We start from the raw sequence: 24,345 nt of genomic DNA, 5'->3' as shown, positions 1-24,345 counted from the left end.
GCGGCCCGGGTTGTGATGAAGGAACATTAGCCAGCCCAGGCCGTATGCTGGGCGGCGGGAAGGGATAGTATGAGGCGCATTTGGATACGCCACCTATCCCAAAGAACAGTGCATCAGACTTAAGAAGTAGCCCGTGCGGCGCGCACCAGGCGCTTGTCGAACGCGGATCGGGCCGCATCCGCCATCCCGGCCAGCTCGGCACGCCGTTCGACAAAGGCGGCAAGCTCACCATCGCCCGCATGGTCTTCGCACGCGGTCAATGCAGGCATCAGCCGAACCTGCCCCAACAATGCGGCCGCACCGGCCAACTTGTGCGCGGCGGCGGCCAGAGCCTTCAAGGGTTTGGTATCCTGCACATCCCGCGACTCTTCCAGAAACACGCGCAATTCATCAAAAAAGACATGGCCCGTGGCCGTCACCTTTTCGGCACCCAGAACATCAATCAACTCGGACAGGGCATCATTCTCCAGCCCCTGATCGTCCGCACCCTGAGCGGCTTCGTTCAGTTCGGCAAATATGGTGCGCAGCGCGTCCAGACGAATGGGTTTCGTGTGAAAGCGGTTCATCCCGGCGCGTTCAGCGGTGTCGCGGTATTCTTCCTTGCCATGCGCCGTCAGCCCGACAACCTGAGTATCCGCATTTGGCCCACCGCCTGCCCGCAGCTTCTCGGTCGCTTCCACGCCACCCATCACGGGCATGCTGATATCCATGAAGATCAGGTCGAACCGCTCGTCCGCAGTCTTGTCCAGGCAATCGGCCCCGTTCACCGCCTCCTCGACACGGAGCCCCATCCCCTCAAGCATGTCGCGCAGCACCTTGCGATTGATGTCATTGTCTTCCGCGATCAGCACCGAATAGGCGTCCTTGGTCTGCACCACATCTTCGGGAACAGCGGCAGCTTCAACGGTTTGGCTTTCGCATCTGTGCAAGGGCAAGATCAGGGTGAAGGTCGAGCCGGCTCCGGCTTGGCTGTCGAGCGTGATGTCGCCGCCCATTTCCCGCGCGATACGACGGGCAATCGACAGACCCAGCCCATCGCCGCGGCTCTGGCGCCCGGCGCCTTGGGCAAGCGAAACGAAGTCTTCGAACACATGTTCCTGATCGTCCGGCGCGATGCCTGCGCCCGTGTCGCAGACCGCAAACCGCACGGATGTCGTTGCGGGACCATGTATGCCGGTTACCGAAACCTTGACCGCACCGCTGTCGGTGAACTTGATGGCGTTGCCGATCAGATTGGTCAGGATCTGCCGGATGCGATTGTTGTCGCCATGAAAACACATCCGCATCCCGTCGGCGACGTGCAGCGACAGGGCAAGCTGCTTTTCCCGTGCCAGCGGGTCCAGCACGTCGACCAGATTTGTCATCAGGTTCACGAGGTCGAAGTCCTGGGGCGAGAATTGCAAGGCCCCGCCTTCGATGCGGGTGATATCAAGTGCCTCGTTTACATATTCCAATAAGATCTCGCTCGAAGCCGTGGCGATCTTGGCATAGCGTTCCTGTTGCTGGGTCAGCGACGTCGTCTTGAGCAGGTCGAGCACGCCCAGAATACCGTTAAGAGGTGTGCGGATCTCGTGGCTCATGATGGCAAGGAATCGCGTCTTGGCCTTGTCCATGGTCTGCGCCCGGTCGCGGGCGTCGATCAGCTTCTGTTCGTTGATCTTGCGCTCACTGATGTCCCGGACATAGGCGATGAAACTCTTCTGCCCCGCAACATCCGTGGTAGTGATGTTCAGCTCGACCGGAAACTCCTCACCGCTCTTGCGCAGCGCCGCCAGCTCGAAACGCCCGGAATCGACCACGCGCGGCTCGTTTGTCTTGAGATACCGCTCCATCCCGTCACGATGCGCCTCGCGCATGCGGTGCGGGATGATGGTATCGTCCATCTTCTGGCCGATGATATCTTTCCGCCGCCAGCCAAAGACGCCCTCCGCCGCTTCGTTGAAGCCGATGATCCGGCCCTCCTCGTCTGACGTCACAATCGCATCAAGTGACGCCGCCACCGTCGAAGCCAGCTTCTTGGACGAGGTCAGCAACTCGCGATCCCGCTGTGCGGCCCGATCAAGCAGACGCACCAGGACCTGCAGCAGAATGCCCATCAGGATCAAAAGGCCGATGGCAACGCCACCGGTCCACAGAAGCTGCCGTGCGAAACCGGCACGCCGTGTCTGGCTCTGCTCAGCACCCAACCGGACACCCAGAAGTGCAATGCCACGCACATCCAGGCGTACATCGCGCACCATCTGCTGGATCTGCCGCATGTCCGCCTCGTTCAGCGGTCCGGGCTTGTCGAGCAGCGGAATGGTGGCGTCGGCGAAGGCATTGATGGGTGCGATGAGCTCCGCAGCCTCGACGCTGTCGCCGAAAATGGCCGCCGCCCGGCCCGAATTGATGATGTCCAACCGGCTTAGCGCAATGTCGATGCGCAATTGCACCTCGTCTTCGGAAAAACTGCGGTCCGCCAATTGGTCGGTCAGGATCGCATTGAGATTGGCAAACTCGGTATCAAGCTGCGCAATGCTCCACTGCGTGTTGTCTCCAGCCGCCAACGACAGGTTTCGCATCTGCATGGCAAGGTTCGCGACCATGACCGCAAGCAAAAGGATCAGCAGGCCGAAGCCCGCCGATATCACAATGCGATAGCGATTAAGTCCGATCGTCATACGCGCCCTCCACCTTCACGTCACACGACGCATGGCGCGCATTCAATCCACAACATTCAGGCGGTTCAACTGCCAGATGCTCAGCGCATAGCGCGTCTCGGTCCGGTACTTCCAATGCCGGTCATACGGGTAGACCACCCAGAACGGCCCCTTGTCGCGTACCGACATTTGCTCCCCGTTCATGCGGGTCGCGACAAGGGGCACGTCCTCTTCGAGTTCATCATAGGGCAATGTAACCAAGTAATCGTTCAGCGCGATCATTTCGACCGCTGTGCCCTCCGCCTCTACCGAATCGAGCAGCACCTTCAGAGGCACACCCGAGAACCGCACCTTCCCATCGGTCCAGATCGTAGACGTCGTGAACTCGGACTGCGGCAACGCGTCCAACTCGTCAAAGCCGAGCGAGACGGTATCCCCGTTGCCGTCAGTCACCTGTAGCCTGAGCGCGTCCTGCGCGATCGCGGGCAGCGCCCAGGCCAGGAAAAAACAGAAAATTCCGGCCAGTGTCCGTGAGTGGTGGATCCGTGCCATGGTCATTCCTTTCTCTTCCTTGAGAGCGTCGTAACCTGAACTTCAGGAAATGTTTGAGGGCATCGGCATAGCCACCTATACCAAAGTATAGGAACGCCACGATTTGGGCACGTTTGGGTGCCACAAGACGGATAGAACCAGGGAACCAGCCATGCCGTGCATTCTCATCGCTGATGATCACGACCTCGTGCGGGACACGATTGCCGCCTATCTCGAAACGGCCGAAGGGTTCACGGTGCTTACAGCATCAAACTTCGACGCGGCGCTGGACAACATGAAAGGACTGGAAGCGGTCGACATGTTGATTCTCGACTACAACATGCCGGGCATGAACGGGCTCGATGGGCTGGAACGGGCGCGCAAGACACATCCGGCCACCAAAGTGGTGCTGATGTCGGGTGTCGCAAACAAGGATGTCGCCAACGCCGCAATGGCCCAGGGGGCCGATGGCTTCATCCCCAAACGGCTCGCCGCGAAATCCATGGTCAACGCGATCAAATTCGTGCTGGCAGGCGAGCGGTACTTTCCCTTCGACTTCGCCGAACCAAAGCAGGCAGAAACACCGACCGGCCAATTCGCGGACCTCTCCGAACGCGAGATGCAAACACTCGAACAGCTCTGCATCGGCCTATCGAACAAGGAAATCGCGCGAAATCTCGGGGTTCAGGAGGTGACGGTAAAGCTGCATGTCAAAAACCTGCTTGCCAAGCTCAACGTGTCCAACCGCACGCAAGCCGCCTTGCTGGCCAAGGAAAACCACCTGTTCTGACCAACCCGCCCGGTGCGGCAATCCTCCGCTGTTGTGGCGTTGCAAAACTTGTTAATCCCGCTTGCATGGTGTCGCGCGCTCTCCAATTCTGCAAACTCAGCCTGATCTGTGCTGTCATGGTCGCCCTTGCGACCATCGGCTTTGCACATCAGACCGCGCAGCCCGAAACCCCGTCACCCGAACTTGCGGCATATGTCGCTGCGGGAGGATCACTGGCAGATCTCTGTGGCCCGTTCGACGGCGGAAGCCAGGTGCATATCCAGAAATGCGAGGCTTGCCGCATCAGCGACACTGCCTTGTGGCCAAGCGGGCACTGCACCGACCGGCCTCTCACACTGGCCAAGATCTTTGCCTTCAGCTTCATCGCCAAACGGCTGATCGAACGCCATGGTCTCGACGCCGCACGGCTTGTGCGCGCCCCGCCCCACGCCTGAACCTGCGCAAAATTTATCCCTTCTTTGCCCGCGGTGCATATGCCGCGGTCCTTCAGACTTGGAGCCGTTCAATGACCATGACACACACCGACGCGCAGCCCGAGGGCGGCGCAAACAAGATCTATTTCGCCGCCTGGCGCTGGCATTTCTACGCCGGTCTCGCCGTGATCCCCTTCCTGATCATCCTTGCCTTCACCGGCATGATGATGCTCTGGATCGCCTGGATTGACGGGCGCGATGGTGAGCGCACTGCAGTCGTCCCTCAAGGCACCACGCAAGCCGTCTCGATACAGGCCGACGCCGCCGTGGCGGCCGTGCCGGGCGGCACCCTCAAGCAATACGTGGCTCCGCGCCGGGATGATCTGGCCGCCCTCTTCCGCGTGGACGCTGACGGCGATGCCACGATGGTGGCCGTCGATCCTTACACCGCGCAAGTGATCGAAACCTTCCCCCGCCGCAGCGGTTGGTACGACTTTTTCGACAACATCCACGGCAACCTGATGCTGGGCGTCACCGGCGACCGCATCCTCGAAACGGCGGCCTCGCTCACGCTGATGCTGGTGGCGACCGGCCTCTACATGTGGTGGCCGCGCGGTACAGGCTGGCGTCGGGCGCTGGTGCCCAGCTTCGGCACGGGTCGCAACCTTTGGAAGTCCCTGCACGGCGTCGTGGGCATCTGGATGTCGATCTTTCTGGTCTTCTTCCTGATCTCCGGCCTCGCCTGGGCCGGGATCTGGGGCGGCAAGATCGTTCAGGCGTGGAGCCAGTTCCCGGCAGAGAAATGGGACAACGTGCCCCTCTCCGACGACATCCACGCCAGCATGAACCACGACCGGCGCGAAGTGCCGTGGGCGCTGGAACAAACGCCGATGCCCGCCTCTGGCAGCGACACCGGCATCACAGGTGTGACCAGCCCTGTCACCTTCGACAGCGTGGACGCATTGGCCCGCACCATCGGCTTCGACGCCCGCTACCAACTCAACCTGCCCAGCGGTGACACCGGCGTCTGGACGCTGAGCCGCGACTCGATGAGCACTGACAGCACCGCCCCGACCACAGACCGCACTGTCCACGTAGATCAGTATACCGGCAAGATCCTCGCCGACGTCCGGTACGAAGACTATTCCCTCGCGGGCAAGGCCATGGCCGTCGGTATCGCGCTGCACATGGGCACGCTCGGCTTTTGGAGCGTTCTGGCCAACACGGTTGTGTGCCTGTCGGTCCTGTTTCTCTGCTTCAGTTCTGTTGTGCTGTGGTGGAAACGTCGGCCCAGCAAGGCCGGACGCCTCGCCGCCCCGCCCATGCCACGTGAATTGCCGCTCTGGCAGGGCGCAGTTCTGGTGGGTCTCGCTGTCTGCATGGCCTTCCCGATGGCGGGTGTTGCCCTGCTGACTGTGCTGGCGCTCGACACGCTGATCCTGTCACGCCTGCCCGGCTTGCGCCAAAGCCTGACGTAGTAAAAACGGGCGCAGCAACGGCAATCGCTGCGCCCATGTTTTCGCCCCGTACGGGGACCAGCCGGTGCCGGGATGCAGCATGCGTTTTCGCTGGTTAAAATCTCTGAAACCGACCGTACGCCGCCCAACCCCTTGATCCAGCAAGCGGACTCGAAACCGCTGAACAAATCACAAACGGATCGAACAGCGTGTCCCCGCGGGGACAAACCCACTCAAACCGCATTCGGCAGCGGTTTTCCGTCCAAAAACGCGGCCACATTCTCCACCGCCATCATCCCCATCGCCTCCCGCACCTCAAGCGCAGCAGTGCCCAGATGCGGGAGCAAAGTGACGTTGTCCAAAGCCCGCAAAGCCTCCGGCACCGCAGGCTCATGCTCATAAACATCCAGCCCCGCGCCACCAATGCTCCGCGCTTCCAAAGCGGTAATCAAAGCCGCCTCATCCACCACATCCCCACGCGCGATGTTCACGAGATGCGCGTGATCCTGCATCGCCTCGAACACCTCCGCCCCAATCAAATGCCGCGTGTCTGTCCCCCCGGGGACAGCGACCACCAGCACATCTACCGCACCCGCAAGTGCGGTCAGTGACGCCATCCGAGTGGCCGGGAAATCCAGCGTCTTCTCCGAACGGCTGAAATAGGAAACGTCCATCCCGAACCCGAAATGACAGCGCCGCGCAATGGCCTGCCCGATGCGGCCCATACCCACAATGCCCAAGCGCTTGTCCGTGACATGCAGCCCCAGCATCTGCGTCGGATGCCAGCCCGGCCACGCGCCCGTCCGCACCAGCCGCTCGCCCTCTGCCGCACGGCGGGCCGACATCAGGATCAGCATCATTCCGATGTCCGCAGTCGCATCCGTGACCGCACCCGGTGTGTTGCTAACATCGACGCCTCTTGCCTTGGCTGCCGCGACGTCGATGTGATTGTAACCCACGCCGAAATTGGCAAGCAGCTTGCAGCGCGGATTGGGAAAGTCGTCAAAAACCTCCGCCGAAAACAGATCGCCCAGCGTCGGCAGGACCACGTCAAATTCCGTGAGCGCGCGGCGCAATTCGTTGGCGGTCAGAGGCAACGTCTCCTGCCGCACCTCGACGTCGCCCAGCACGCGCGCCGCGTCGATCACCTTGTCCGGCAAGGGCCGTGTAATCCAGAGTTTCATCAGTGCATCCGCCCGCCGACAGGCACATCCTTGTCCGGCGTTGCCAACACGATGTCGCCTTTGTCATCGGGAAACCCGAGAACCAGAACCTCGGACATGAAGGGACCGATCTGGCGGGGCGGAAAGTTGACGACCGCCATCACCTGTCGGCCCACCAGCGTCCCAGGGTCATAGTGCACCGTCACCTGGGCCGAGGTCTTGCGCTCGCCGATCTCACCGCCGAAATCGACCCACATCTTGATGGCGGGTTTGCGCGCTTCGGGGAAGGGTTCGGCCTTGATCACACGGCCGACGCGGATGTCGACCTTCATGAAGTCGTCAAAGGAAATCTCAGCCACGGGACAGCTCCTTTGACCGTTCACTTGCTGCTTTAACTGCGCGCGGCAACAGGCTGGGAAATCCGGACTTTTCATCCATCAAAACCTCAAGCGCAGCCTGTGTTGTGCCATTGGGGCTGGTCACGTTGACGCGCAGTTGGCCCGGGTCTTCATCTGCCTCCACGGCGAGATGTCCCGCCCCCGCAACCGTGGCTTTGGCAAGCTGCATAGCGAGGTCTTCTGGCAAACCTTGCGCCACGCCGCCGGCGGCCAGAGTTTCGATCAGATGGAACACATACGCAGGACCCGATCCACTGACGCCGGTGACGGCATCCATCTGGTGTTCGCCCTCGAGCCGGACCACCTCACCCACGGCCGACAGCAGCATCTCAGCCTCATCCAGTGCGCCTTGACCAGCGGCATTGGAGCAGATCGCCGTGATCCCGCGCCCCACGGCGGCGGGGGTGTTGGGCATGGCGCGGACGATGGGGGATGCAGCGCCAAACGCCGCTTCGAAGGCCGACAGCGGCGTCCCCGCGGCGACAGAGATGAAGACGGTATCACCGCCGCCAAAGGCCGTGATGTCGGGCAATGCATCGCCCATCATCTGAGGCTTCACGGCGATTAAGATGACGGCAGGATCACTGGGCAGTTCGGCGTTCACATGCACGCCCGAGCCATGGACCCAAAGCGAGGGGGCTGGGTCCTGAACCCAAACCGAGCTTGGTGGCAAGCCCCGGTCGAGCCATCCGGCGAGCATCGTCGAGCCCATCTTGCCACAGCCCAGAAGCACGAGGCCCCGGGCTGCGATACGACTGTCTTGCATGGAAAACCCCCGTTCGTTCAGGGGCGCAGGTTAGGCGCGGCCATAGGCCTCCGCAATAGCGACCTGCATGGCGTCCTTGGGTGTCCGGTCCCCCCAGACCAGGAGTTGCAGCGCGGGATAGTACCGCTCCGCACTCATCACGGCGGCGCCGATCATGGTGTCGATCTGCTCGGCCGAGGCCATCTGGCCGCCCGACAGGACCAGGCCATAGCGGTAGACCATCAGCTTCTGCTCTTCCCAATAGGTGAAGCTGCCCGCCCAGCACTGGTCGTTCACGTGGTTCAACAGCTCGTAGAGACCGCCGAGTTTCTCTTCCGGCGGCTCCATTTCGAAAGTGCAGACCATGCGAAGCGTTTCGTCATAGCCCGACCAGGCGAGCGTGATGGAATAGGTGCGCCATTGTCCTTCGACGGCCATCGCGATCTGGTCGTCGGCGATGCGGTCGAAGTCCCATTCGTGGTGCTCGGCCAGATGTTCGACGATGTCGATGGGATGAATTTCATCTTCCAGGAACTGCTCGGAAAGTGCCATGGTGCCACCTCTTATTGCTGTAGCGCGGGGGGCTGGCAGCGCCCCAAGCGCTAGGTGCCTGCTCTGAGATCTCGGGGCGATCCCCCGTGCCTCTACCAGATATGGTGACGGTGGGTTTGCCATCTGGCAACCCTTTATTTGGGGATAACCTCAATAAGTTGGGGATATGGTGGTTTGATGGGCAAGATGGGGCGGTCGCTGACCCAGCGCCCTATCAGGCGCGATGCCATAAGCACACAACCGCTTGACGTAGATTGAGTGGCTTGGTGGTGTCAGATCGCCTCAACAAATCGCTGCAACGCCAGGACGCTTTCCACCAGCCGTTCGGGATTGACCACCCCCATTTGATCTGACGGCGAATGTGTCACCGCTTGTGTGTGCATGTTGTCCAGCAACCACTGGGAGGTCACGGCGATAGCGGGGCATCCGGCCTGCACAAAGATCGCGTGATCCCCCTGCGGCCACTGGATCCCCTCACATGCGTTGGGGTGCGAAGCCAACAAGCGCTGTGCCGCACTGCGATAAAGCGGTGGAAGCTGAAAAAATGAATAGGCCGTCTTTCCCTCAACATAGCCGATGCCGTCGATGTTGATGTTCAATGCGCAGGATTTGCCGAGGTCCGGCTGTGACGACAGATACGCCATCTGTCCGGGTACGGCGTAGTGGTCCTCTCCATTGAGCGCGACAAGTTCGATGGCGTAAGGTCCATCATACGCAGCCAGCGCCCGCGCCAGCACAAGCAGCATCGTGACGCCCGTGGCGTTGTCCAGCGCACCGGGCGCACCCTTTTTTGCGTCGATGTGCGCTGTGATGATGAGTGTCCCGCGCTCGGCCTTGCCGATGCGCGCGATGACATTCCGGCCGACGGATGGACGCCTGCGGCAATTGGATTGCACGTGGACCTCGCGGCCCTCATGTGCGCTCAGGTCAAGCCATGCGTTCTCGGTCAGGCACACCGTTGGCAAGTCAAAGTCGCCATCCTCGATCATCGGTGGGTGTGGCGTCGCGCATATGATGGCCGCAGCACCCGACGCTTCGAGCGTTGCGATGATCTTTTGCTGTGTGTCGTCCCGGTAGAACGGGAAGTTCTTGGGCATGAAAGGCGTTTGGGCGATGTCACCTGTCAAAAGCAGCACTGCGCCATCGGTTTTGGCTTGCCGAATGTCATCGAGACTGGATGCGACAACGAGAGGTCCCTGCACATCGCATCCCGACGAATATGGACTGGCGGAACAGGTCAAACGGACCCCACCGTCCAGACGGGCCCATGCGTCACCGTCTACCCAGTCCAAAACCTCGAACTCTTGCATGTCGACCGCCCAACCATAGTTCCAGAAGGCGTCGCGTACATAGTCCGTTGCGGCCAGATTTCCCGGCGCGCCGACACTGCGGTCGGTGATGGTCTGTGTCAGGTGGCGCAGATGTTGATCAATGGCCCCGAGAATGAACTCGCGCCGCAGCAGGCTTGTCGCGCGTGAGCGCCGGGCGGAACGGGTCGTCATGCGCCAAAGCGTTCCTCTGCCGTCTGTTGATCCATGCCCAGCGATGCGCCGATGGCCTGCCAACCGATGCCACGGTCGCGAATCTCCCGGATCTGCGCGTGCAGCCGTTCGCATTGCCGGTCCACCAGCTCGGAGGTGGCGGCCATCTGGCTCAGCAGGACTTCGTCTTTGGCCACGGTCGGAGCGTCACGGTCCACGGCCGCAAGTTCCAGCGCATCGCGTGTCTCGATGGTTCGGACGCCGACGGCGATGCATTCGTCGCAGATATTCACATCAGGGCCAGCCAGAAGGGCGCCCGTCTGGTCCGCGGTCTTCCCGCAAAATGAACAACTCAACATTCCGGTCTCCTTTGCTGATTCAATGCTGTGCGACGTTTGATACGAGGTTGATCACGATCACTCCGCTCACGATCAGGGCGATGCCCAGAACGCCGGCCGGGTCGATGCACTGCCGAAAGACAAGGACACTGATCGTCGCGATAAGCGCGGTGCCGACCCCGGCCCAGATCGCATACGCGACGCCCAGAGGCAGGGTCCGCAGCGACAAGGACAGGAAGTAGAGGGCGAGCCCGAAGCCGATGATGGCCAGAGCGGACGGGCCGAACCGTGTAAAGCCATCCGACGCTTTGAGTGCCGCGCTTCCGCAGACCTCCGCCACGATCGCAATGCCCAGATAGACCCAGTGCATATGCTATCTCCAGTTTTCGGTGAGATGCGAGATTGCAGCGGCGACATCATCGGCCAGCGCGTCGATGGCGGTCGTGGGGGCGCTGACCATGCCAAACTGGATCTGCAGCGACGCACCGTCGATGAGGGCGACGAGAATACGGGTCAACCGTCGGCGCTGATCGGCATTCAGCTGCGGAACCTGGGGGCCGACGAGACCCTCGACCTCGCGGAAGACACTGCTGTATCCGCGGGCTTTCAAGCGGGCATATCTTGGATCGTGCAGGGCGAGCGCCTCTGCGATGGCGTAGAAGCGCCCTGCATCGCTGGCGTGATGGTGCAGGAGCGCGCGGACGATGTTTCGTGTCGGGGAGTCTTCCTCGCCATCGCCCTGCCACGCACTGTGCATCAGCTGCAGCGACGTATCGATTTCCTGGGTGAGCACCGTTTCAACAAGATCATCCTTGCTGGGGAAATAGTACTGCAGGTTGCCGACAGAAATGTTCAGGCGCGCCGCGATCTGTCGAAGCGACAGCTTCTGGTAGCCGTCATCCAACAGCACCTTCCGCGCCTCGGCCATGATTTCCGACCGCCGCGCCTCTCCCTTGGTGCCTTTCGAAGCTGGTGTGGCCATGTTTCGTGCTCGTTTTTGATGCGATTGCGCGTGTTATTAGGTCAATGTACTAATTTGGTCAATGACCTATTTTTGACTACGCCGAACTTCGGAGTGCGACCGGCCGCTCCATTCGTCGGTTTTTACGGTGTTCCGTACAGGGTCGAGGAAGATCAACACGGTCATTTTCCGCGCTGGCTGCGTACCAAGGGCATCCTGTTGGAGATGGCCCAAAGCCTGATCGCCCAACAAAAAAGGCCCGGACGCGACCGGGCCTGTGTGATGTCAGTGATTGGGCAGACTTTACTTGCCTTCCAGCGCCTCGATCCGGGCCTTGAGGGCTTCGTTCTCTTCCCGCGCTTTTTGCGCCATCGCCCGAACCGCATCGAATTCCTCGCGCGTGACAAAATCACGGTCCGCCAGCCAGCGGTCCATCATCGACTTCATCGCTGTCTCGGCCTCTTCCCGCGCGCCCTGGGCCACGCCCATCGCATTGGTCATCAATTGCGAGATGTCGTCAAAAATCTTGCCGCGTGCCTGCATGATGTCGTGATCCTTTCAAAGCTACCCCCTATATGGGCACCAAAGAGAGGCGGGGCAAGGTTGACCTGCCCCGGCAGCAGAGGCATTCAGACGCAGATGACAGGCGCCCTTCCCTTTCCCGACATCTCGCCCGAGATCTTTTCGATCTCGATTTTCGGCTTTGAACTGGCGCTGCGCTGGTATGCGCTGGCTTACATCGTCGGCATCATCATCGGCTGGCGCATGGTGGTGATGGCGCTGAAGGCGCCGCGGCTGTGGCCGGGCAACACGCCGCCGCTGACCCCCGGCCAGACCGAGGATATGCTGACCTGGATCATTCTGGGCGTGCTGCTGGGCGGGCGGATCGGTTATGTCCTGTTCTACCAACCCGGCGCCTATCTGGACGATCCGCTGTCGATCATCGCGATCTGGGAGGGCGGCATGTCGTTCCATGGCGGGATGTTGGGGGTGATCCTGGCGTTCTGGCTCTATACGCGGCGTCACAAGCTGCCCCTGCTCAGCACCGCAGACGCCGTCGCGTTGGGTGTTCCACCTGGTCTGCTGTTGGGCCGCTTTGCCAACTTCATCAATGCCGAGCTGTGGGGGCGCCCGACTGAAGTGCCCTGGGGCGTTGTCTTTCCCGGACAGGCGGCACAGTTCTGCCCACAGGTGGTGGGCGCGTGTGCGCGCCATCCCTCTCAGCTTTACGAAGCTTTTCTGGAAGGCTTTGTTCTGCTGGTCGTTCTGCTCTGGCTCGCATGGCGGCGTGAGGGTTTCAAACGGCCGGGCTTTCTGACCGGTGTGTTTCTGTTGGGCTATGGCGCCAGCCGTTTTGCGGTCGAGTTCGTGCGGCAGCCGGATGCGCAGTTCATCTCGGACGGCAATCCGCTGGGGCTGGCGTGGCACATCGGAGGCTACGGTCTGACGATGGGGCAGCTCCTGTCGCTGCCGATGATCCTGCTGGGGCTGTGGCTGATCGCCCGAGCGCAGCGGCGCGCAATTGCCGCGACATGAGTCTGCGTGACCAACTGATCGCCCGGATCACATCCCAAGGCCCCATCACGATCGCCGATTTCATGGCCGAGGCGCTGCTCCATCCCGAGTACGGGTATTATGCAACGCGGGACCCGCTTGGCGAAGATGGCGACTTCACCACGTCCCCCGAGATCAGTCAGATGTTCGGCGAATTGGTGGGGCTGTCACTGGCGCAAAGCTGGCTGGATCAGGGTGCGCCTACCCCCTTTACCCTTGCCGAATTGGGGCCTGGGCGTGGGACGTTGATGGCAGACATCCTGCGCGCCACTGCGCGTGTACCAGGGTTTCACGCCGCGGCGCAGATAACACTTGTTGAAGCGTCGCCCACCTTGCGCGCAGCGCAGCGCGCCACGCTGAGCGCTCATGACATCGCACACGTGGATGGTGCGGATGCATTGCCAGACGCGCCGCTTTGGCTGGTGGCAAACGAGTTTTTCGACGCCCTGCCGATCCGCCAGTTCCAGCGCGATGGCGCGGGTTGGCGCGAGCGAAGTGTGGGCGTGCGCGATGGCGCGCTGTCCTTCGGTCTGTCGCCTGCTGCCCCGCAGGCGTTGCTGGATCACCGGCTTGACGATACCTCGGATGAACAGGTGGTCGAGCTTTGCCCAACAGCCGCACCAATCCTTTCGGCCATCGCTGCACGCATTCAAACCCGTGGTGGTGCCGCCCTGATCATAGATTACGGCGATTGGCGTTCGCTGGGCGACACGTTTCAGGCGTTGCAAAACCATCAGCCTGTAAACCCGCTTGCAGATCCGGGGAATGCAGACCTGACGGCGCATGTTGATTTTGAAGCGCTGTGCGCCGCAGCGGGCCCCATCGCGCATAGCCGTGTCACACCACAAGGCATCTTTCTTGAACGGCTTGGCATAACGGCACGTGCACAGGCGCTGGCCAAGAAACTGGACGGTCCCGCACTGGAAGCACACATCGCGGCACATCGGCGGTTGACGCATCCCGAGGAAATGGGAAACCTGTTCAAGGTGCTGGGGCTTTTCCCCGACCACGCTGCCCCGCCGCCCGGACTGGAACAATGACACTGGAAATCCTGACTGCCGATAGCCTTGCTCCGATCAGGCACGGCTTTTTCACGCGAAAGGGCGGCGCGTCATCAGGCATTTTTGCAGGCCTGAACTGTGGCACTGGCAGTTCCGACCAGACCGAAATCGTTGCCATCAACCGTGCCCGCGTTGCGGATGCCTTGGGTGTGGGATCGGACATGCTGGCAGGTGTGAACCAAGTGCATTCGGGCGATGCCATTTCGGTCACCGCGCCGCCTGACCCGAAGCCGAGCGCCGACGGCATTGTTACCGCGACGCCTGGCGTCGTCCTGACCATTCTGACTGCAGACTGCCAGCCTGTTTTGTTTGCAGATACCGAAGCAAGGATCATCGGCGCAGCCCACGCTGGTTGGAAGGGCGCGCAGGCAGGCGTGCTTGAAGCAACCATTGACGCGATGATCGACCTGGGCGCGGACCGCGCGCGCATTCATGCAGTGATCGGGCCGACCATCAGCCAGCGCGCTTACGAGGTGGGACCGGAGTTCTTCGACATATTTCTCGATGAAGACCCCGAAAACACCCGTTTTTTCGCAGGTGGCGACGGGGACAGGATGCACTTCGATCTACCCGGCTATGGATTGGAGCGGTTGCGCAGTGCAGGCATCGCGTCCGCCGAGTGGATGCGGCACTGCACTTATTTTGACCCTGACCGCTTTTACTCCTACCGCCGGTCCGTACATCAAAAGGACCCCGATTACGGGCGATTGATATCGGCAATCGTTTTGTGATTGGGGCGCAATTTGGGCACCACGCGCCGTAGCTTGGCCCCATTGTTTCCAGTCCGGAACCAATGGGGTAGAAAATCGCCCCAAAAACAAGGGCGAGGTGCCGCGCCACAATTGCGCACACAAGGTCAGCAACTTTTTTGAGATTTGCCGGCATCGGCCCAAAACCTGCCCCAAAGCCACGTCATTCTCTTCTTTAACGGGCGATCAGACCCAAGCAATTGAGCAGAGGACAGACAATGACAAACGCACGCTTCATCAAATCCGTCACCGACACCGCCAAACAGGACGTGCCGCAGATGCCCTGGGCCCGTGGCAAACGCCGCGCCATGTTCATCTCGCGCCGGAAGGCTGCCGTGGAGATGCGCAAGAGCGCGTGACGCCGAATCAAATTAAGGCAAACTGGTCCGTATGTTTCTGAACAATAGGGCCTTGGGCGCACCATTGGTGCGCCCTTTATGGTTTATGTCCCCGATACTTTGACAATTTGCGGCAATTTTGGGAATTATTGTCCATTAACTTGACACATGGACATGTTCCGTCTGTCGTCGTCGGTGGGGGCCGACACAGATGTGACCAGTATGACGAGGTTACATTGATGACGTCCCCAGCCGCTTTGCGCATGCCCCGCGCACCTTACGACCGAAATTCGACCCCAATGGCACGGCCAAATATCCCCGCTCTCCGCACATACGAAGTCGCCGCCCTCCGCGCCGACGGCACACGCAGCATCGCGACTTTCAAGGCCCCTGCCCTGCCGTTGTTCGAAGCCGCCTTTTCCGCCTTTGCGCGCGGTGTTGTGCTGTCGAGCCCCGACGGTATGGTCGCGATCGAGGACCTGCAGCCCGGTGACTGGTTGAACACGTCGGCAGGCGCTCCGGCACAGGTGATGTGGATCGGGTCATCGAGTTTCGTGCCCTCCGACACCGGCCGCCGCATGCCCTTGATCCGCGTGATGGCGGACAGTTTCGGCCTGAATAGACCCGAGTCGTTCATCACCGTCGGCCCGGGAGCGCGGCTCTTGCAGACCCCGCCGCATCTGCGCGGCGCGACAGGCGGCGTGCAGGTCCTGACGCCCGCAGCTGAATTCGTCGATGGTGTGAATGTGATCGAGGTTGTGCCACCAACCCCGATCCGTCTGTTCCACATCTGCCTGAGCCGCCATGCGGCGGTGGATGTCGGCGGTATTGAGGTTGAAACCTTCCACCCCGGTCTACAGGCGATCCGTCAGGTGACCCACGCCCAGCGCGACCTGTTCCTGTCGATGTTTCCGCACATTGCCCATATCACCGATTTCGGTCCGCTTGCGCACCCGCGCGCGCCGGAGCCGGATACTGTGGCTTAGTGATAGGGGCCTAGGCCGACTTCGCCAGCCGCTCTTCCAACACGTCAAACGGCACGCCGGGAGCATCCTTGGCCTGCCGGATCACGAGCGATGTCTTGACCGACGCCACGTTCGGCGTGGTCAGCAATTCGCCCGTCAGGAAGCTTTGGAAGCTGGACAGATCAGGCGCCACGCATTTGAGGATGAAGTCCACCTCGCCGTTCAACATGTGGCACTCACGTACAAGCGGCCAGGCCCGGCACTTGTCCTCAAAGGCGCTCAGGTCCGCCTCCGCCTGGCTGGCGAGGCCGACATTGGCGAACACCTGCACCTCGAAGCCCAGCTCGTGACTGTCCACATCGGCGTGATAGCCGCGGATGTAGCCGCTTTCCTCAAGCGTCCGCACCCGGCGCAAACAGGGCGGGGCGGAGATTCCGACCCGCTTGGCCAGCTCGACATTGGTCATGCGACCGTCCGCCTGGAGTTCTGCCAGAATCTTACGATCAATCGGATCTAGTCGCGTGCTTGCCATCAGCGCCCCCTGAATTTGCAGTTGTTATAACAGCCTCGCAGGGACGCGCAATAAAGTTTCACAGGCACGCAACATTCCGAAATCATACCCATGCGCAGCGTGCAACCCGGTTGCCCAAATCACTGCTTCAAACCGCCTGCGCACCCGTCTATATCGGATGGGCTTTCATACACCAGACGGGGGTCGAAAATGGCTGAGACGAAGCGCACCAAAGTTCTGATCATCGGCTCCGGCCCTGCGGGTTACACTGCGGGCGTCTATGCCAGCCGCGCAATGCTGAACCCCATCCTTGTGCAGGGTATCGAGCCCGGCGGCCAGCTGACCACCACAACGGAAGTCGAGAACTGGCCCGGCGACACCGAAGTGCAAGGCCCGGACCTGATGATCCGGATGCAGGAGCACGCCAAGGCGATGGGCACCGAAATCATCGGCGATATCATCACCTCCGTCGACTGGTCCAAGCGCCCCTTCGTAGCCCAATCCGACAGCGGCACGGAGTACGTGGCCGACGCGGTCATCCTTGCCACCGGCGCACGGGCCAAGTGGCTTGGTCTTCCAAGTGAAGAGAAGTTCAAGGGCTTCGGTGTCTCGGCCTGTGCGACCTGCGACGGGTTCTTCTACCGCGGGCAGGAAATCGTGGTGATCGGTGGTGGCAACACGGCCGTGGAAGAGGCGCTGTTTCTGACCAACTTCGCTTCCAAGGTTACGCTCATCCACCGTCGTGACGAGTTGCGCGCGGAGAAGATCCTGCAGGACCGGCTGTTCAAGAACCCCAAGATCGAACCGCTGTGGTTCAACCAACTGGAAGAAGTCTACGGCACCGACAGCCCGCTGGGCGTCGAAGGCGTGAAAGTGAAAAACGTCAAAACGGGCGAGATCACGGACATTCCGGCCAAGGGTGTCTTTGTCGCCATCGGCCACGCGCCCGCGAACGAATTGGTCAAGGATACGCTGGAAACCCATATGGGCGGCTACGTCGTGACCAAGCCCGACAGCACCGAAACCTCGATCCCGGGCGTCTTTGCGGCGGGTGATATCACCGACTGGCAATACCGGCAGGCGATCACATCGGCGGGCATGGGCTGCCAAGCGGCACTCGAAGCTGAACGGTTCCTCGCGGAACACGACCTCGACGCAGGCAAGGACGTCTCCGAACCACTCGGCTACGGCGCTGTAGCGGAATAGGTCCAGGTCTTCTCTGGTTTGGAAAAATCCCGGGGGTGTCGCGCAAGCGACGGGGGCTGGCCCCCTTCCCCCCGCTTGACCACACGCGCCCGTCCCGCCACCCTGCGTGAAACGCGAGCGGGGTAGGACAGGCATGGCGCACGCAATATGGCGCGGCTCTTGGGCAACGCGGGTCAGGATCATCAGCGGTCTGATCCTGATGATCTACCTTGTGCTGCACATCCTGAACCTGGCGGCGATCCTGATTTCACCAACAGCCTATGATGCGGTGCAGTCGGCGCGGCTGACCGTCATCCGCTCGAATGCCGGGACGGCCGTCATCGGCCTTGCCATGGCGGCCCATGTCATCCTGTCGCTGGGCAAGGTTGTGGTGGCGCGGACGTTTCGCATGCCGTTTTCGCAGTGGGCGCAGGTCCTATTGGGGCTGGCCATTCCGATCCTGCTGATCGATCACCTGATCTATACCCGCGGCGCGCATGAGATGCTGGGCGTGAACACCATGTTCGGATATGTCACGCGCCTGATCTGGGATACCGGTGACGGCTGGGGGCAGGCCGCGCTTCTGATCATCGCGTGGGTTCACGGGTGTATCGGACTGCATATGTGGTTGCGCCTGACAGCGTGGTGGCGCAAGGCCGTGCCCTGGCTGATCGGCTTGGGCGTTGTCCTGCCGGTTCTGGCACTTCTCGGGTTTGTCACATTTGCCCGGGCGATTGACGGGCTTTTGTCCAATCCCCGGGGCGAGGCCGTTGCGCATGCCGCCTGGAATTTTCCTGATGCTGCCGGTTTTGCGCAGCTGGCCGCGGCATCAGATGCGGCCAATGTAGCCGTCCTAGCCATTCTAGGCGTCGCAATCGCCGCCTTTTTGCTGCGCCGCGCCGTGGCCGCCATCGCCCGGCCCATTCGTATCCACTATGTTGACGGCCCCAGCGTGCGCGCCCCGCGTGGCCAGACGATCCTCGAGACCTCGCAAAGCAGTGGCGTGCCCCACACGGCCCTGTGCGGCGGCCGGGGGCGCTGCACCACCTGCCGGGTCATCATCGAGGAAGGGCTGGAAGACCTGCCGCCCCCATCCGAGGCCGAGGCCCGCAGCCTTGCCGCCGTGGGCGCGCCGCCCAATGCGCGGCTGGCCTGTCAGGTGCGCCCGCGCAGCAGCGTGCGCGTGTTCCGCGTATTTGATCGCGACGGCCGGCGCAGCCGGGCCCATGCCAGCCAGGGAAAGGAGGCGCAGCTTGCCGTTCTGTTTCTGGACATGCGCGGGTTTACCGCCCGCACCGATGGGCAGTTGCCCTATGACGTCGTTCATCTGCTCAACCGTTTCTTTGACGAGATCGTGCCGCCGATCAACGCGGCCGGGGGCACCGTCGACAAGTATATGGGCGATGGTCTGATGGCGGTGTTCGAACTGCCGAATGCAGCGGCCTCAGCCCGCGCCGCATTGACGGCTGTTGAAGGCATTGGCGCGGCCCTTGCAAGTTTCAACGCCCGGCTTGCGCGCGAGGGCAGCGCGCCAGTCGCCATCGGCATAGGTGTGCATCTGGGCAATGTCGTGCTGGGCGAAATCGGCGCCGCCGGACAAGCCCCCCGCACCTTGATCGGCGATACGGTCAACATCGCGTCCCGGCTGGAAAGTGAAACCAAGGCGCGCGGGGTGCAGGCGCTTGTGTCCATCGACACGCTGCACGCGGCCGGTTTGGCAACGCAAGGTAGTGCGATGGTATCCCTGTCGCTGCGCGGGCGCGAAGCGCCGTTGGACGCCCTTTTGGTTCAGGAGTTAAGCGACCTGACACATGTGCGGCAGCGCGATGCAAAGGCCCCTGCCCCGGCCTGATCTCCAAGTAGTGATGTGTTTACCACAATCAGAGGAATCCTGCCTGCGACAAAGTTTGTTCTTCCATGAACATACTTTTGGTGACATATGTTCACACGTGAACGCAAATCGAATCTCGTATCCGCCTGACCATGTCCGCCGCACCCAAACCCAAACCGGAAGCCGAAGACCAGCTCTTCCGTCTTCTCCGCCAGCTCGACGAGGCGCCGGGCGCGTCTCAGCGGGCGATGGCACAGGGCATCGGTGTATCGCTGGGCCGTCTGAACGCACTTCTGCGTCAGGCAACGGCTGCGGGTTTCGTGCGTGTCCAGGATATGGACGGGCCGGACAAGCGGCAACGCTATTCATATGCGCTCACAACCCGGGGGGCCGGCGAAAAGAACCGGCTCACCGATCAGTTCCTCGCCCGCAAATTTGCGGAATATGATGCCCTCTTTGCCGAGTTGACCGGCACCACGTCCGGGTTAAACCCCCTGAAACACAGGACCAAATTGATGGAAAACAACCTCGCTCCGATCCCTGAGCTCTATGTGTCGTATGACAGCGCTCAGAAGCTTAAGATGGAAGCTGCCGAGCTGGTCAGCTGGGATCTGACCCCGCGCCAGATCTGTGACCTTGAGCTGTTGATGAACGGCGGCTTCAACCCGCTGAAAGGGTTCCTGACCGAAGCCGATTACAACAGTGTTGTGGACACGATGCGCACAACCGACGGCGCGCTGTGGCCCATGCCCATCACGCTGGACGTGAACGAGAAATTCGCCGAAGGGCTCGAGATTGGTCAGGACATCGCGCTGCGCGATCAGGAAGGCGTAATCCTGGCCACCATGACCGTGACCGACCGCTACACGCCGAACAAAGCGCACGAAGCCAAGATGGTCTTTGGCGCTGATGACAGCGCGCACCCTGCCGTGAACTACCTGCACAACACCGCCGGTGACATTTACCTGGGCGGCCCCGTGACCGGCATCCAGCAGCCCGTGCACTACGATTTCCGCGCCCGCCGCGACACGCCGAACGAGCTGCGCAGCTACTTCCGCAAGATGGGTTGGCGCAAGGTCGTGGCCTTCCAGACCCGCAACCCGCTGCACCGCGCGCACCAGGAACTGACCTTCCGCGCCGCCCGTGAAGCGCAAGCCAACCTGCTGATCCACCCTGTTGTCGGTATGACCAAGCCGGGCGACGTCGATCACTTCACCCGCGTGCGCTGCTATGAGGCGGTTCTGGACAAGTACCCGCAGGCCACCACCTCCATGTCGCTGCTGAACCTGGCCATGCGCATGGCGGGCCCGCGCGAAGCGGTCTGGCACGGCCTGATCCGCAAGAACCACGGCTGCACCCACTTCATCGTGGGCCGCGACCACGCAGGCCCCGGCAGCAACTCTGCCGGTGAGGATTTCTACGGCCCCTATGATGCGCAGGAATTGTTCCGCGAGCATCAGGAAGAAATGGGCATCGAAATGGTCGACTTTAAGCACATGGTCTATGTGCAGGAGCGCGCCCAGTACGAGCCTGCGGACGAGATCGCGGACAAGGATGACGTGACCATCCTGAACATCTCGGGCACCGAGCTGCGCCGTCGTCTGGCCGAGGGTCTTGAGATCCCCGAGTGGTTCTCGTTCCCCGAGGTTGTGACCGAGCTGCGCCGCACCAAGCCGCCGCGGTCCAAGCAGGGCTTTACCGTGTTCTTCACCGGCTTCTCCGGGTCGGGCAAGTCCACCATCGCCAACGCGTTGATGGTCAAGCTGATGGAGATGGGTGGCCGTCCGGTGACGCTGCTGGATGGTGACATCGTGCGGAAGAACCTGTCGTCCGAGCTGGGCTTTTCGAAAGAGCACCGCGACCTGAACATCCGCCGCATCGGTTACGTTGCGTCCGAGATCACCAAGAACGGCGGCATCGCGATCTGCGCGCCCATCGCGCCCTATTCGACCACCCGTCGGGCTGTACGTGAGGACATCGAAGCCTTTGGTGCCTTTGTCGAAGTGCACGTCGCCACCTCTATTGAGGAATGCGAGCGTCGGGACCGCAAAGGTCTCTACAAACTGGCGCGCGAGGGCAAGATCAAGGAGTTCACAGGCATCTCCGATCCCTATGACGTCCCCGAGAACCCCGAGCTGAGCGTCGAGACCGAGAATGTGGATGTGGACAACTGCGCCCACCAGGTTCTGCTCAAGCTGGAAAGCATGGGTCTGATCGCGGCACAATAAGCCAGAGAGATACCCCAATCGTAAGGCGCACCTTCGGGTGCGCCTTTTTTCATAGGTGCAGCGTGCCGCTCATCAACACGTGCGCCTGACCCTCGACCACCACACCGGTGATAGCATCGCGCGGTCCCAACACCTCGACACGCGCCTGCCCCGGACGGCCAAGACCGTGCCCTTGCTCGGCGACGAAGGTCGGGGTGTCGATCAACCCTTCGGACCAGAGATAGGCGGCCATCGCACCGGTGGCGGAGCCGGTAAATGGATCCTCCGCCGGGCTGGGCGGCGCCATGAGCAGGCGGGCGAAGGTGTCCCCGGCCTCGGTCGCGCCATCCAGTGTACACCAGAAGGGTTCCATCACATCCGTCCCGTGTACGCCCAGTGCATCCAGGTAAGCGCGAAAGGCGTCCATGTCGAAGCTGGCGCGGTCCAGTGTCGCCTTGTCCCTGAGAACGGCGATCGTGAATGGCAAACCGGTGGAGGTGACGCGCGGCGGATGGATGATGTCATCCACCCTCAGCCCACCAACCGCCGCGACGAGCACCGGATCAGGTCGCACACCGAAAGTCGGCGCCACTTGGGTCATGCGAACGGATGTGCCCGAAACTTCGACCGACACGATGCCCGCGCCCGTATCCAATGTCAGAGGACCATCGGCAATCAAACCGCGATGTCTAAGCGCGGCCACCGTCGCGACGGTGGGATGACCGGCAAACGGGATCTCGCGACTGGCAAGGAAGTAGCGCACCCGGATGTCGGCGACGTCGGACGGGCCTGTGAAGGTGCATTCGACAAGGGATGTCTCGCGCACGAAAGCCATGCAGGTCAGATCATCCAGTGCCGCAGCATCATGAACCACGGCACAGCCATTTCCGCCAAACGCACGGTCGGTAAAGGCGTCGACCCAATCCACCTCGAACTTCATTCAAGTGCCGCCTGCTTCTAACGTGCCTGGGGCATGGTGTTTGCCCTCATTGCGCCAAAGCACGTCGATATGCGCCGGGTCAAGGCGCGCTCAGCGCTAAGCTCGCCCCGAGCTTATGCCGGAGGCCGCCCATTTGCACATATCAATGCAAAGGCTGCGGCGCGTAGTCGTGCTGCCGCGCCAGCGCAAAGGCCAGCTTGCGGTCGGCGACCAACGCCAGTTGCTGCCCTTCGGCATCGTGCACTGCAAAGAGCTGGTCGAGCCCTTCGGCCTGCTCCTGCACTTCCTGTGGCAGGGCGTCGACGTCGATGGCTTTGACATAGACCATCCGGCCCACATCGGCGTTCAAATCACAAGGTGTGTTCATGACTTATCCTTTCCGTATGTTGATCGTCTGGACGATTGTTTCGGGTTTGGCCCGCGTCAGATCGACGTGCAGCAAGCCGTTCTCCATCACCGCCTCTCCTACCTCAACGCCGTCAGCGAGCACAAAGCTCCGTTGAAATTGTCGTGCGGCGATTCCGCGGTGCAGGAACACGCGCTGTTGCGTGTCTTCGCCCTGGCGGCCGCGAATGACCAATTGGCGGTCTTCCACGGTGATCGACAGATCGTCTTCGGCGAACCCGGCGACGGCCAGGGTGATCCGGTAGGAATAGTCCGAGGTCTGCTCGATATTGAACGGTGGATAGCCTTCGGCGCTTTTGGCCGTGCGTTCCAGCAGCCGTTCAAGTTGCTCGAACCCCAGCATATGGGGGTAGGAGGCAAGAGTCATTTTCGTCATGCGACACGTCCTTTTGGTCAAGCGACAGTCAGTACCCGCCCCTGATGCGGCAGCGGATGTTTCAAATATGGGCAGAAACCTTGATTGGAACAAGGTCTAGGCGGGTGAGATGGTTGTGATTATATTAAGGGCTCTGCAATTGCTTGGAATCGCGCCATGAATGCTCCTTCGGACATCTCGATGAAAACGGACGAGGTGCTGCGTGTGGAGCTGGAGGTGTTCAAACGAGAGCATCGGGACCTCGATGAAGCAATTCACGCCCTGCAGGAAAAGGCGACCGGCGATCAGCTCACCATTCAGCGGTTGAAAAAGAAAAAGCTGATGCTGAAAGACAAGATTGCCATCATCGAAGACCGGCTGACCCCCGACATCATCGCCTGATCAGTCGGCACGCATCAGATCGCGCCATGCGCTCTTGTCCACTTTTTTGAGCCGTTCAAGCGCGCGTGCCGCATCCGCGCGCAATGTCTCGGCGCTGTTGTCCTTGACCTCGTTGATCTCGGCGACGAGCGCGTCGATCTCGGGCAAAGGCGTTTTGGTCGCTTTGGACAGGATTTGCAGCGCTTCGAGCACTTTGCCCAGTTGCGTGCCGTAGCTGGCCACCTCGGCATGGATCTTGCTCTCGATCTCGGGCACGCCTGCGATGTCTGGAGAAAAGACGCGCGGCACGATCTCTTGGGTCACATCGCCGGAAAAGGGCGCGCGGAACATGGGCGCCCAGACATCGAAAGGGGTCATCATCGTGAAATCTCCTG

28 protein-coding genes are annotated in these 24,345 nt (G+C 61.4%); 12 read left to right on the top strand and 16 right to left on the bottom strand.

Annotation, left to right across the window (positions count from 1 at the left end; all coding sequences use genetic code 11):
* Window positions 1-119 precede the first annotated feature (119 nt).
* Both KUV51_RS01750 and KUV51_RS01745 read right to left on the bottom strand, forming a co-directional pair.
* Window positions 120-2,660 (bottom strand): ATP-binding protein, encoded by a 2,541-nt coding sequence (locus KUV51_RS01750; RefSeq protein WP_222519899.1) that lies wholly within the window; start codon window positions 2,658-2,660, stop codon window positions 120-122.
* Window positions 2,661-2,702: 42 nt separating this feature from the next.
* Entirely contained in the window at window positions 2,703-3,191 is a 489-nt protein-coding gene (locus KUV51_RS01745; RefSeq protein WP_222519898.1) for a molybdopterin-dependent oxidoreductase, read from the bottom strand.
* 151 nt (window positions 3,192-3,342) lie between these two features.
* Between KUV51_RS01745 and KUV51_RS01740 the strand changes: the two genes are divergently transcribed.
* The 3 genes from KUV51_RS01740 (at window position 3,343) to KUV51_RS01730 (ending at window position 5,851) form a co-directional block, all read left to right on the top strand.
* Complete coding sequence (locus tag KUV51_RS01740; protein ID WP_222519897.1) at window positions 3,343-3,960, top strand: response regulator; 618 nt, start codon at window positions 3,343-3,345, stop codon at window positions 3,958-3,960.
* A 65-nt stretch (window positions 3,961-4,025) separates the two neighbouring features.
* On the top strand, window positions 4,026-4,394 hold the full coding sequence (locus KUV51_RS01735) for a hypothetical protein (RefSeq protein WP_222519896.1): 369 nt from the start codon (window positions 4,026-4,028) through the stop codon (window positions 4,392-4,394).
* A gap of 71 nt (window positions 4,395-4,465) precedes the next feature.
* The gene (locus tag KUV51_RS01730) at window positions 4,466-5,851 is read left to right on the top strand and encodes a PepSY-associated TM helix domain-containing protein (RefSeq protein ID WP_222519895.1); all 1,386 of its coding nucleotides are present in this window, start codon (window positions 4,466-4,468) and stop codon (window positions 5,849-5,851) included.
* Between the two features lie 212 nt (window positions 5,852-6,063).
* Here KUV51_RS01730 and KUV51_RS01725 read toward each other — a convergent pair whose 3' ends face one another.
* The 9 genes from KUV51_RS01725 to KUV51_RS01685 all read right to left on the bottom strand — a co-directional run bounded on the left by KUV51_RS01725 (window position 6,064) and on the right by KUV51_RS01685 (window position 12,011).
* Complete coding sequence (locus tag KUV51_RS01725) at window positions 6,064-7,014, bottom strand: 2-hydroxyacid dehydrogenase (RefSeq protein WP_222519894.1); 951 nt, start codon at window positions 7,012-7,014, stop codon at window positions 6,064-6,066.
* Complete coding sequence (locus tag KUV51_RS01720) at window positions 7,014-7,352, bottom strand: tRNA-binding protein (RefSeq protein WP_222519893.1); 339 nt, start codon at window positions 7,350-7,352, stop codon at window positions 7,014-7,016. The genes KUV51_RS01725 and KUV51_RS01720 overlap by 1 nt, the downstream gene beginning before the upstream one ends.
* Window positions 7,345-8,157, bottom strand: a complete 813-nt coding sequence (gene proC / locus KUV51_RS01715) for a pyrroline-5-carboxylate reductase (protein WP_222519892.1) — start codon at window positions 8,155-8,157, stop codon at window positions 7,345-7,347. The genes KUV51_RS01720 and proC overlap by 8 nt, the downstream gene beginning before the upstream one ends.
* A gap of 30 nt (window positions 8,158-8,187) precedes the next feature.
* Window positions 8,188-8,688 carry a YbjN domain-containing protein gene (locus KUV51_RS01710; RefSeq protein WP_222519891.1) on the bottom strand — a complete coding sequence of 167 codons (501 nt, stop codon included), beginning with the start codon at window positions 8,686-8,688 and terminating at the stop codon, window positions 8,188-8,190.
* A 272-nt stretch (window positions 8,689-8,960) separates the two neighbouring features.
* The gene (locus tag KUV51_RS01705) at window positions 8,961-10,190 is read right to left on the bottom strand and encodes a M28 family peptidase (RefSeq protein ID WP_222519890.1); all 1,230 of its coding nucleotides are present in this window, start codon (window positions 10,188-10,190) and stop codon (window positions 8,961-8,963) included.
* Window positions 10,187-10,528, bottom strand: a complete 342-nt coding sequence (locus KUV51_RS01700; RefSeq protein WP_222519889.1) for a ClpX C4-type zinc finger protein — start codon at window positions 10,526-10,528, stop codon at window positions 10,187-10,189. Before KUV51_RS01700 ends, KUV51_RS01705 begins: the two co-directional genes overlap by 4 nt.
* A 19-nt stretch (window positions 10,529-10,547) precedes the next feature.
* Complete coding sequence (locus KUV51_RS01695; RefSeq protein WP_222519888.1) at window positions 10,548-10,877, bottom strand: DMT family transporter; 330 nt, start codon at window positions 10,875-10,877, stop codon at window positions 10,548-10,550.
* Between the two features lie 3 nt (window positions 10,878-10,880).
* Complete coding sequence (locus KUV51_RS01690; RefSeq protein WP_222519887.1) at window positions 10,881-11,489, bottom strand: TetR/AcrR family transcriptional regulator; 609 nt, start codon at window positions 11,487-11,489, stop codon at window positions 10,881-10,883.
* A gap of 282 nt (window positions 11,490-11,771) precedes the next feature.
* Window positions 11,772-12,011, bottom strand: a complete 240-nt coding sequence (locus tag KUV51_RS01685; protein ID WP_039684264.1) for an accessory factor UbiK family protein — start codon at window positions 12,009-12,011, stop codon at window positions 11,772-11,774.
* Between the two features lie 96 nt (window positions 12,012-12,107).
* Between KUV51_RS01685 and lgt the strand changes: the two genes are divergently transcribed.
* From lgt to KUV51_RS01660, 5 genes are all read left to right on the top strand, one after another.
* Window positions 12,108-13,004, top strand: coding sequence for a prolipoprotein diacylglyceryl transferase (gene lgt / locus KUV51_RS01680; protein ID WP_222519886.1), 897 nt, complete (start codon window positions 12,108-12,110; stop codon window positions 13,002-13,004).
* Window positions 13,001-14,062, top strand: coding sequence for a class I SAM-dependent methyltransferase (locus KUV51_RS01675; protein ID WP_222519885.1), 1,062 nt, complete (start codon window positions 13,001-13,003; stop codon window positions 14,060-14,062). Before lgt ends, KUV51_RS01675 begins: the two co-directional genes overlap by 4 nt.
* The gene (gene pgeF / locus KUV51_RS01670) at window positions 14,059-14,814 is read left to right on the top strand and encodes a peptidoglycan editing factor PgeF (RefSeq protein WP_222519884.1); all 756 of its coding nucleotides are present in this window, start codon (window positions 14,059-14,061) and stop codon (window positions 14,812-14,814) included. Before KUV51_RS01675 ends, pgeF begins: the two co-directional genes overlap by 4 nt.
* A gap of 236 nt (window positions 14,815-15,050) precedes the next feature.
* Entirely contained in the window at window positions 15,051-15,191 is a 141-nt protein-coding gene (locus tag KUV51_RS01665) for a hypothetical protein (protein ID WP_222519883.1), read from the top strand.
* A gap of 278 nt (window positions 15,192-15,469) precedes the next feature.
* Window positions 15,470-16,156, top strand: a complete 687-nt coding sequence (locus tag KUV51_RS01660) for a Hint domain-containing protein (protein WP_222519882.1) — start codon at window positions 15,470-15,472, stop codon at window positions 16,154-16,156.
* 10 nt (window positions 16,157-16,166) lie between these two features.
* On the opposite strand, the gene KUV51_RS01655 is transcribed toward KUV51_RS01660, so the two are convergent.
* Window positions 16,167-16,667, bottom strand: coding sequence for an Lrp/AsnC family transcriptional regulator (locus KUV51_RS01655; RefSeq protein ID WP_039684255.1), 501 nt, complete (start codon window positions 16,665-16,667; stop codon window positions 16,167-16,169).
* Between the two features lie 189 nt (window positions 16,668-16,856).
* Here KUV51_RS01655 and trxB point away from each other — a divergent pair, with 189 nt between their 5' ends.
* From trxB to KUV51_RS01640, 3 genes are all read left to right on the top strand, one after another.
* Window positions 16,857-17,852, top strand: coding sequence for a thioredoxin-disulfide reductase (trxB, locus tag KUV51_RS01650; RefSeq protein ID WP_222519881.1), 996 nt, complete (start codon window positions 16,857-16,859; stop codon window positions 17,850-17,852).
* A 133-nt stretch (window positions 17,853-17,985) separates the two neighbouring features.
* Window positions 17,986-19,683, top strand: coding sequence for an adenylate/guanylate cyclase domain-containing protein (locus KUV51_RS01645; RefSeq protein WP_222519880.1), 1,698 nt, complete (start codon window positions 17,986-17,988; stop codon window positions 19,681-19,683).
* Between the two features lie 131 nt (window positions 19,684-19,814).
* Window positions 19,815-21,890, top strand: a complete 2,076-nt coding sequence (locus KUV51_RS01640; RefSeq protein ID WP_222519879.1) for a bifunctional sulfate adenylyltransferase/adenylylsulfate kinase — start codon at window positions 19,815-19,817, stop codon at window positions 21,888-21,890.
* A 49-nt stretch (window positions 21,891-21,939) separates the two neighbouring features.
* Here KUV51_RS01640 and KUV51_RS01635 read toward each other — a convergent pair whose 3' ends face one another.
* The 3 genes from KUV51_RS01635 to KUV51_RS01625 all read right to left on the bottom strand — a co-directional run bounded on the left by KUV51_RS01635 (window position 21,940) and on the right by KUV51_RS01625 (window position 23,590).
* On the bottom strand, window positions 21,940-22,809 hold the full coding sequence (locus KUV51_RS01635; RefSeq protein ID WP_222519878.1) for a PhzF family phenazine biosynthesis protein: 870 nt from the start codon (window positions 22,807-22,809) through the stop codon (window positions 21,940-21,942).
* Between the two features lie 142 nt (window positions 22,810-22,951).
* The gene (locus KUV51_RS01630; RefSeq protein WP_222519877.1) at window positions 22,952-23,176 is read right to left on the bottom strand and encodes a DUF1150 family protein; all 225 of its coding nucleotides are present in this window, start codon (window positions 23,174-23,176) and stop codon (window positions 22,952-22,954) included.
* Window positions 23,177-23,179: 3 nt separating this feature from the next.
* The gene (locus KUV51_RS01625; RefSeq protein ID WP_222519876.1) at window positions 23,180-23,590 is read right to left on the bottom strand and encodes an Hsp20 family protein; all 411 of its coding nucleotides are present in this window, start codon (window positions 23,588-23,590) and stop codon (window positions 23,180-23,182) included.
* A 156-nt stretch (window positions 23,591-23,746) separates the two neighbouring features.
* On the opposite strand from KUV51_RS01625, the gene KUV51_RS01620 reads away from it, so the two are divergent.
* Window positions 23,747-23,971 carry a YdcH family protein gene (locus KUV51_RS01620; RefSeq protein ID WP_189369469.1) on the top strand — a complete coding sequence of 75 codons (225 nt, stop codon included), beginning with the start codon at window positions 23,747-23,749 and terminating at the stop codon, window positions 23,969-23,971.
* Here the strand turns inward: KUV51_RS01620 and KUV51_RS01615 are convergent, their stop codons facing one another.
* Window positions 23,972-24,331 (bottom strand): hypothetical protein, encoded by a 360-nt coding sequence (locus KUV51_RS01615; RefSeq protein WP_222519875.1) that lies wholly within the window; start codon window positions 24,329-24,331, stop codon window positions 23,972-23,974.
* Window positions 24,332-24,345: the final 14 nt, after the last annotated feature.

The sequence above is a fragment of the Tateyamaria omphalii genome (assembly GCF_019802125.1).
GTDB lineage: Bacteria > Pseudomonadota > Alphaproteobacteria > Rhodobacterales > Rhodobacteraceae > Tateyamaria > Tateyamaria omphalii_B.
This window is presented reverse-complemented; position numbering and strand designations above follow the sequence as displayed.

Bases quoted from the DNA above. Each gene is read 5' to 3' on its own strand.
- KUV51_RS01660 (WP_222519882.1), top strand. From the start codon at position 15,470: ATGGCACGGCCAAATATCCCCGCTCTCCGCACATACGAAGTCGCCGCC.
- KUV51_RS01615 (WP_222519875.1), bottom strand. From the start codon at position 24,331: ATGATGACCCCTTTCGATGTCTGGGCGCCCATGTTCCGCGCGCCCTTT.
- KUV51_RS01695 (WP_222519888.1), bottom strand. From the start codon at position 10,877: ATGCACTGGGTCTATCTGGGCATTGCGATCGTGGCGGAGGTCTGCGGA.
- KUV51_RS01635 (WP_222519878.1), bottom strand. From the start codon at position 22,809: ATGAAGTTCGAGGTGGATTGGGTCGACGCCTTTACCGACCGTGCGTTT.
- KUV51_RS01730 (WP_222519895.1), top strand. From the start codon at position 4,466: ATGACCATGACACACACCGACGCGCAGCCCGAGGGCGGCGCAAACAAG.
- KUV51_RS01700 (WP_222519889.1), bottom strand. From the start codon at position 10,528: ATGTTGAGTTGTTCATTTTGCGGGAAGACCGCGGACCAGACGGGCGCC.
- KUV51_RS01675 (WP_222519885.1), top strand. From the start codon at position 13,001: ATGAGTCTGCGTGACCAACTGATCGCCCGGATCACATCCCAAGGCCCC.
- KUV51_RS01655 (WP_039684255.1), bottom strand. From the start codon at position 16,667: ATGGCAAGCACGCGACTAGATCCGATTGATCGTAAGATTCTGGCAGAA.
- trxB (WP_222519881.1), top strand. From the start codon at position 16,857: ATGGCTGAGACGAAGCGCACCAAAGTTCTGATCATCGGCTCCGGCCCT.
- proC (WP_222519892.1), bottom strand. From the start codon at position 8,157: ATGCAAGACAGTCGTATCGCAGCCCGGGGCCTCGTGCTTCTGGGCTGT.
- lgt (WP_222519886.1), top strand. From the start codon at position 12,108: ATGACAGGCGCCCTTCCCTTTCCCGACATCTCGCCCGAGATCTTTTCG.
- KUV51_RS01685 (WP_039684264.1), bottom strand. From the start codon at position 12,011: ATGCAGGCACGCGGCAAGATTTTTGACGACATCTCGCAATTGATGACC.
- KUV51_RS01705 (WP_222519890.1), bottom strand. From the start codon at position 10,190: ATGACGACCCGTTCCGCCCGGCGCTCACGCGCGACAAGCCTGCTGCGG.
- KUV51_RS01710 (WP_222519891.1), bottom strand. From the start codon at position 8,688: ATGGCACTTTCCGAGCAGTTCCTGGAAGATGAAATTCATCCCATCGAC.
- KUV51_RS01620 (WP_189369469.1), top strand. From the start codon at position 23,747: ATGAATGCTCCTTCGGACATCTCGATGAAAACGGACGAGGTGCTGCGT.
- KUV51_RS01745 (WP_222519898.1), bottom strand. From the start codon at position 3,191: ATGGCACGGATCCACCACTCACGGACACTGGCCGGAATTTTCTGTTTT.
- KUV51_RS01630 (WP_222519877.1), bottom strand. From the start codon at position 23,176: ATGAACACACCTTGTGATTTGAACGCCGATGTGGGCCGGATGGTCTAT.
- KUV51_RS01735 (WP_222519896.1), top strand. From the start codon at position 4,026: ATGGTGTCGCGCGCTCTCCAATTCTGCAAACTCAGCCTGATCTGTGCT.
- KUV51_RS01645 (WP_222519880.1), top strand. From the start codon at position 17,986: ATGGCGCACGCAATATGGCGCGGCTCTTGGGCAACGCGGGTCAGGATC.
- KUV51_RS01640 (WP_222519879.1), top strand. From the start codon at position 19,815: ATGTCCGCCGCACCCAAACCCAAACCGGAAGCCGAAGACCAGCTCTTC.
- KUV51_RS01665 (WP_222519883.1), top strand. From the start codon at position 15,051: ATGACAAACGCACGCTTCATCAAATCCGTCACCGACACCGCCAAACAG.
- KUV51_RS01750 (WP_222519899.1), bottom strand. From the start codon at position 2,660: ATGACGATCGGACTTAATCGCTATCGCATTGTGATATCGGCGGGCTTC.
- KUV51_RS01740 (WP_222519897.1), top strand. From the start codon at position 3,343: ATGCCGTGCATTCTCATCGCTGATGATCACGACCTCGTGCGGGACACG.
- pgeF (WP_222519884.1), top strand. From the start codon at position 14,059: ATGACACTGGAAATCCTGACTGCCGATAGCCTTGCTCCGATCAGGCAC.
- KUV51_RS01625 (WP_222519876.1), bottom strand. From the start codon at position 23,590: ATGACGAAAATGACTCTTGCCTCCTACCCCCATATGCTGGGGTTCGAG.
- KUV51_RS01725 (WP_222519894.1), bottom strand. From the start codon at position 7,014: ATGAAACTCTGGATTACACGGCCCTTGCCGGACAAGGTGATCGACGCG.
- KUV51_RS01690 (WP_222519887.1), bottom strand. From the start codon at position 11,489: ATGGCCACACCAGCTTCGAAAGGCACCAAGGGAGAGGCGCGGCGGTCG.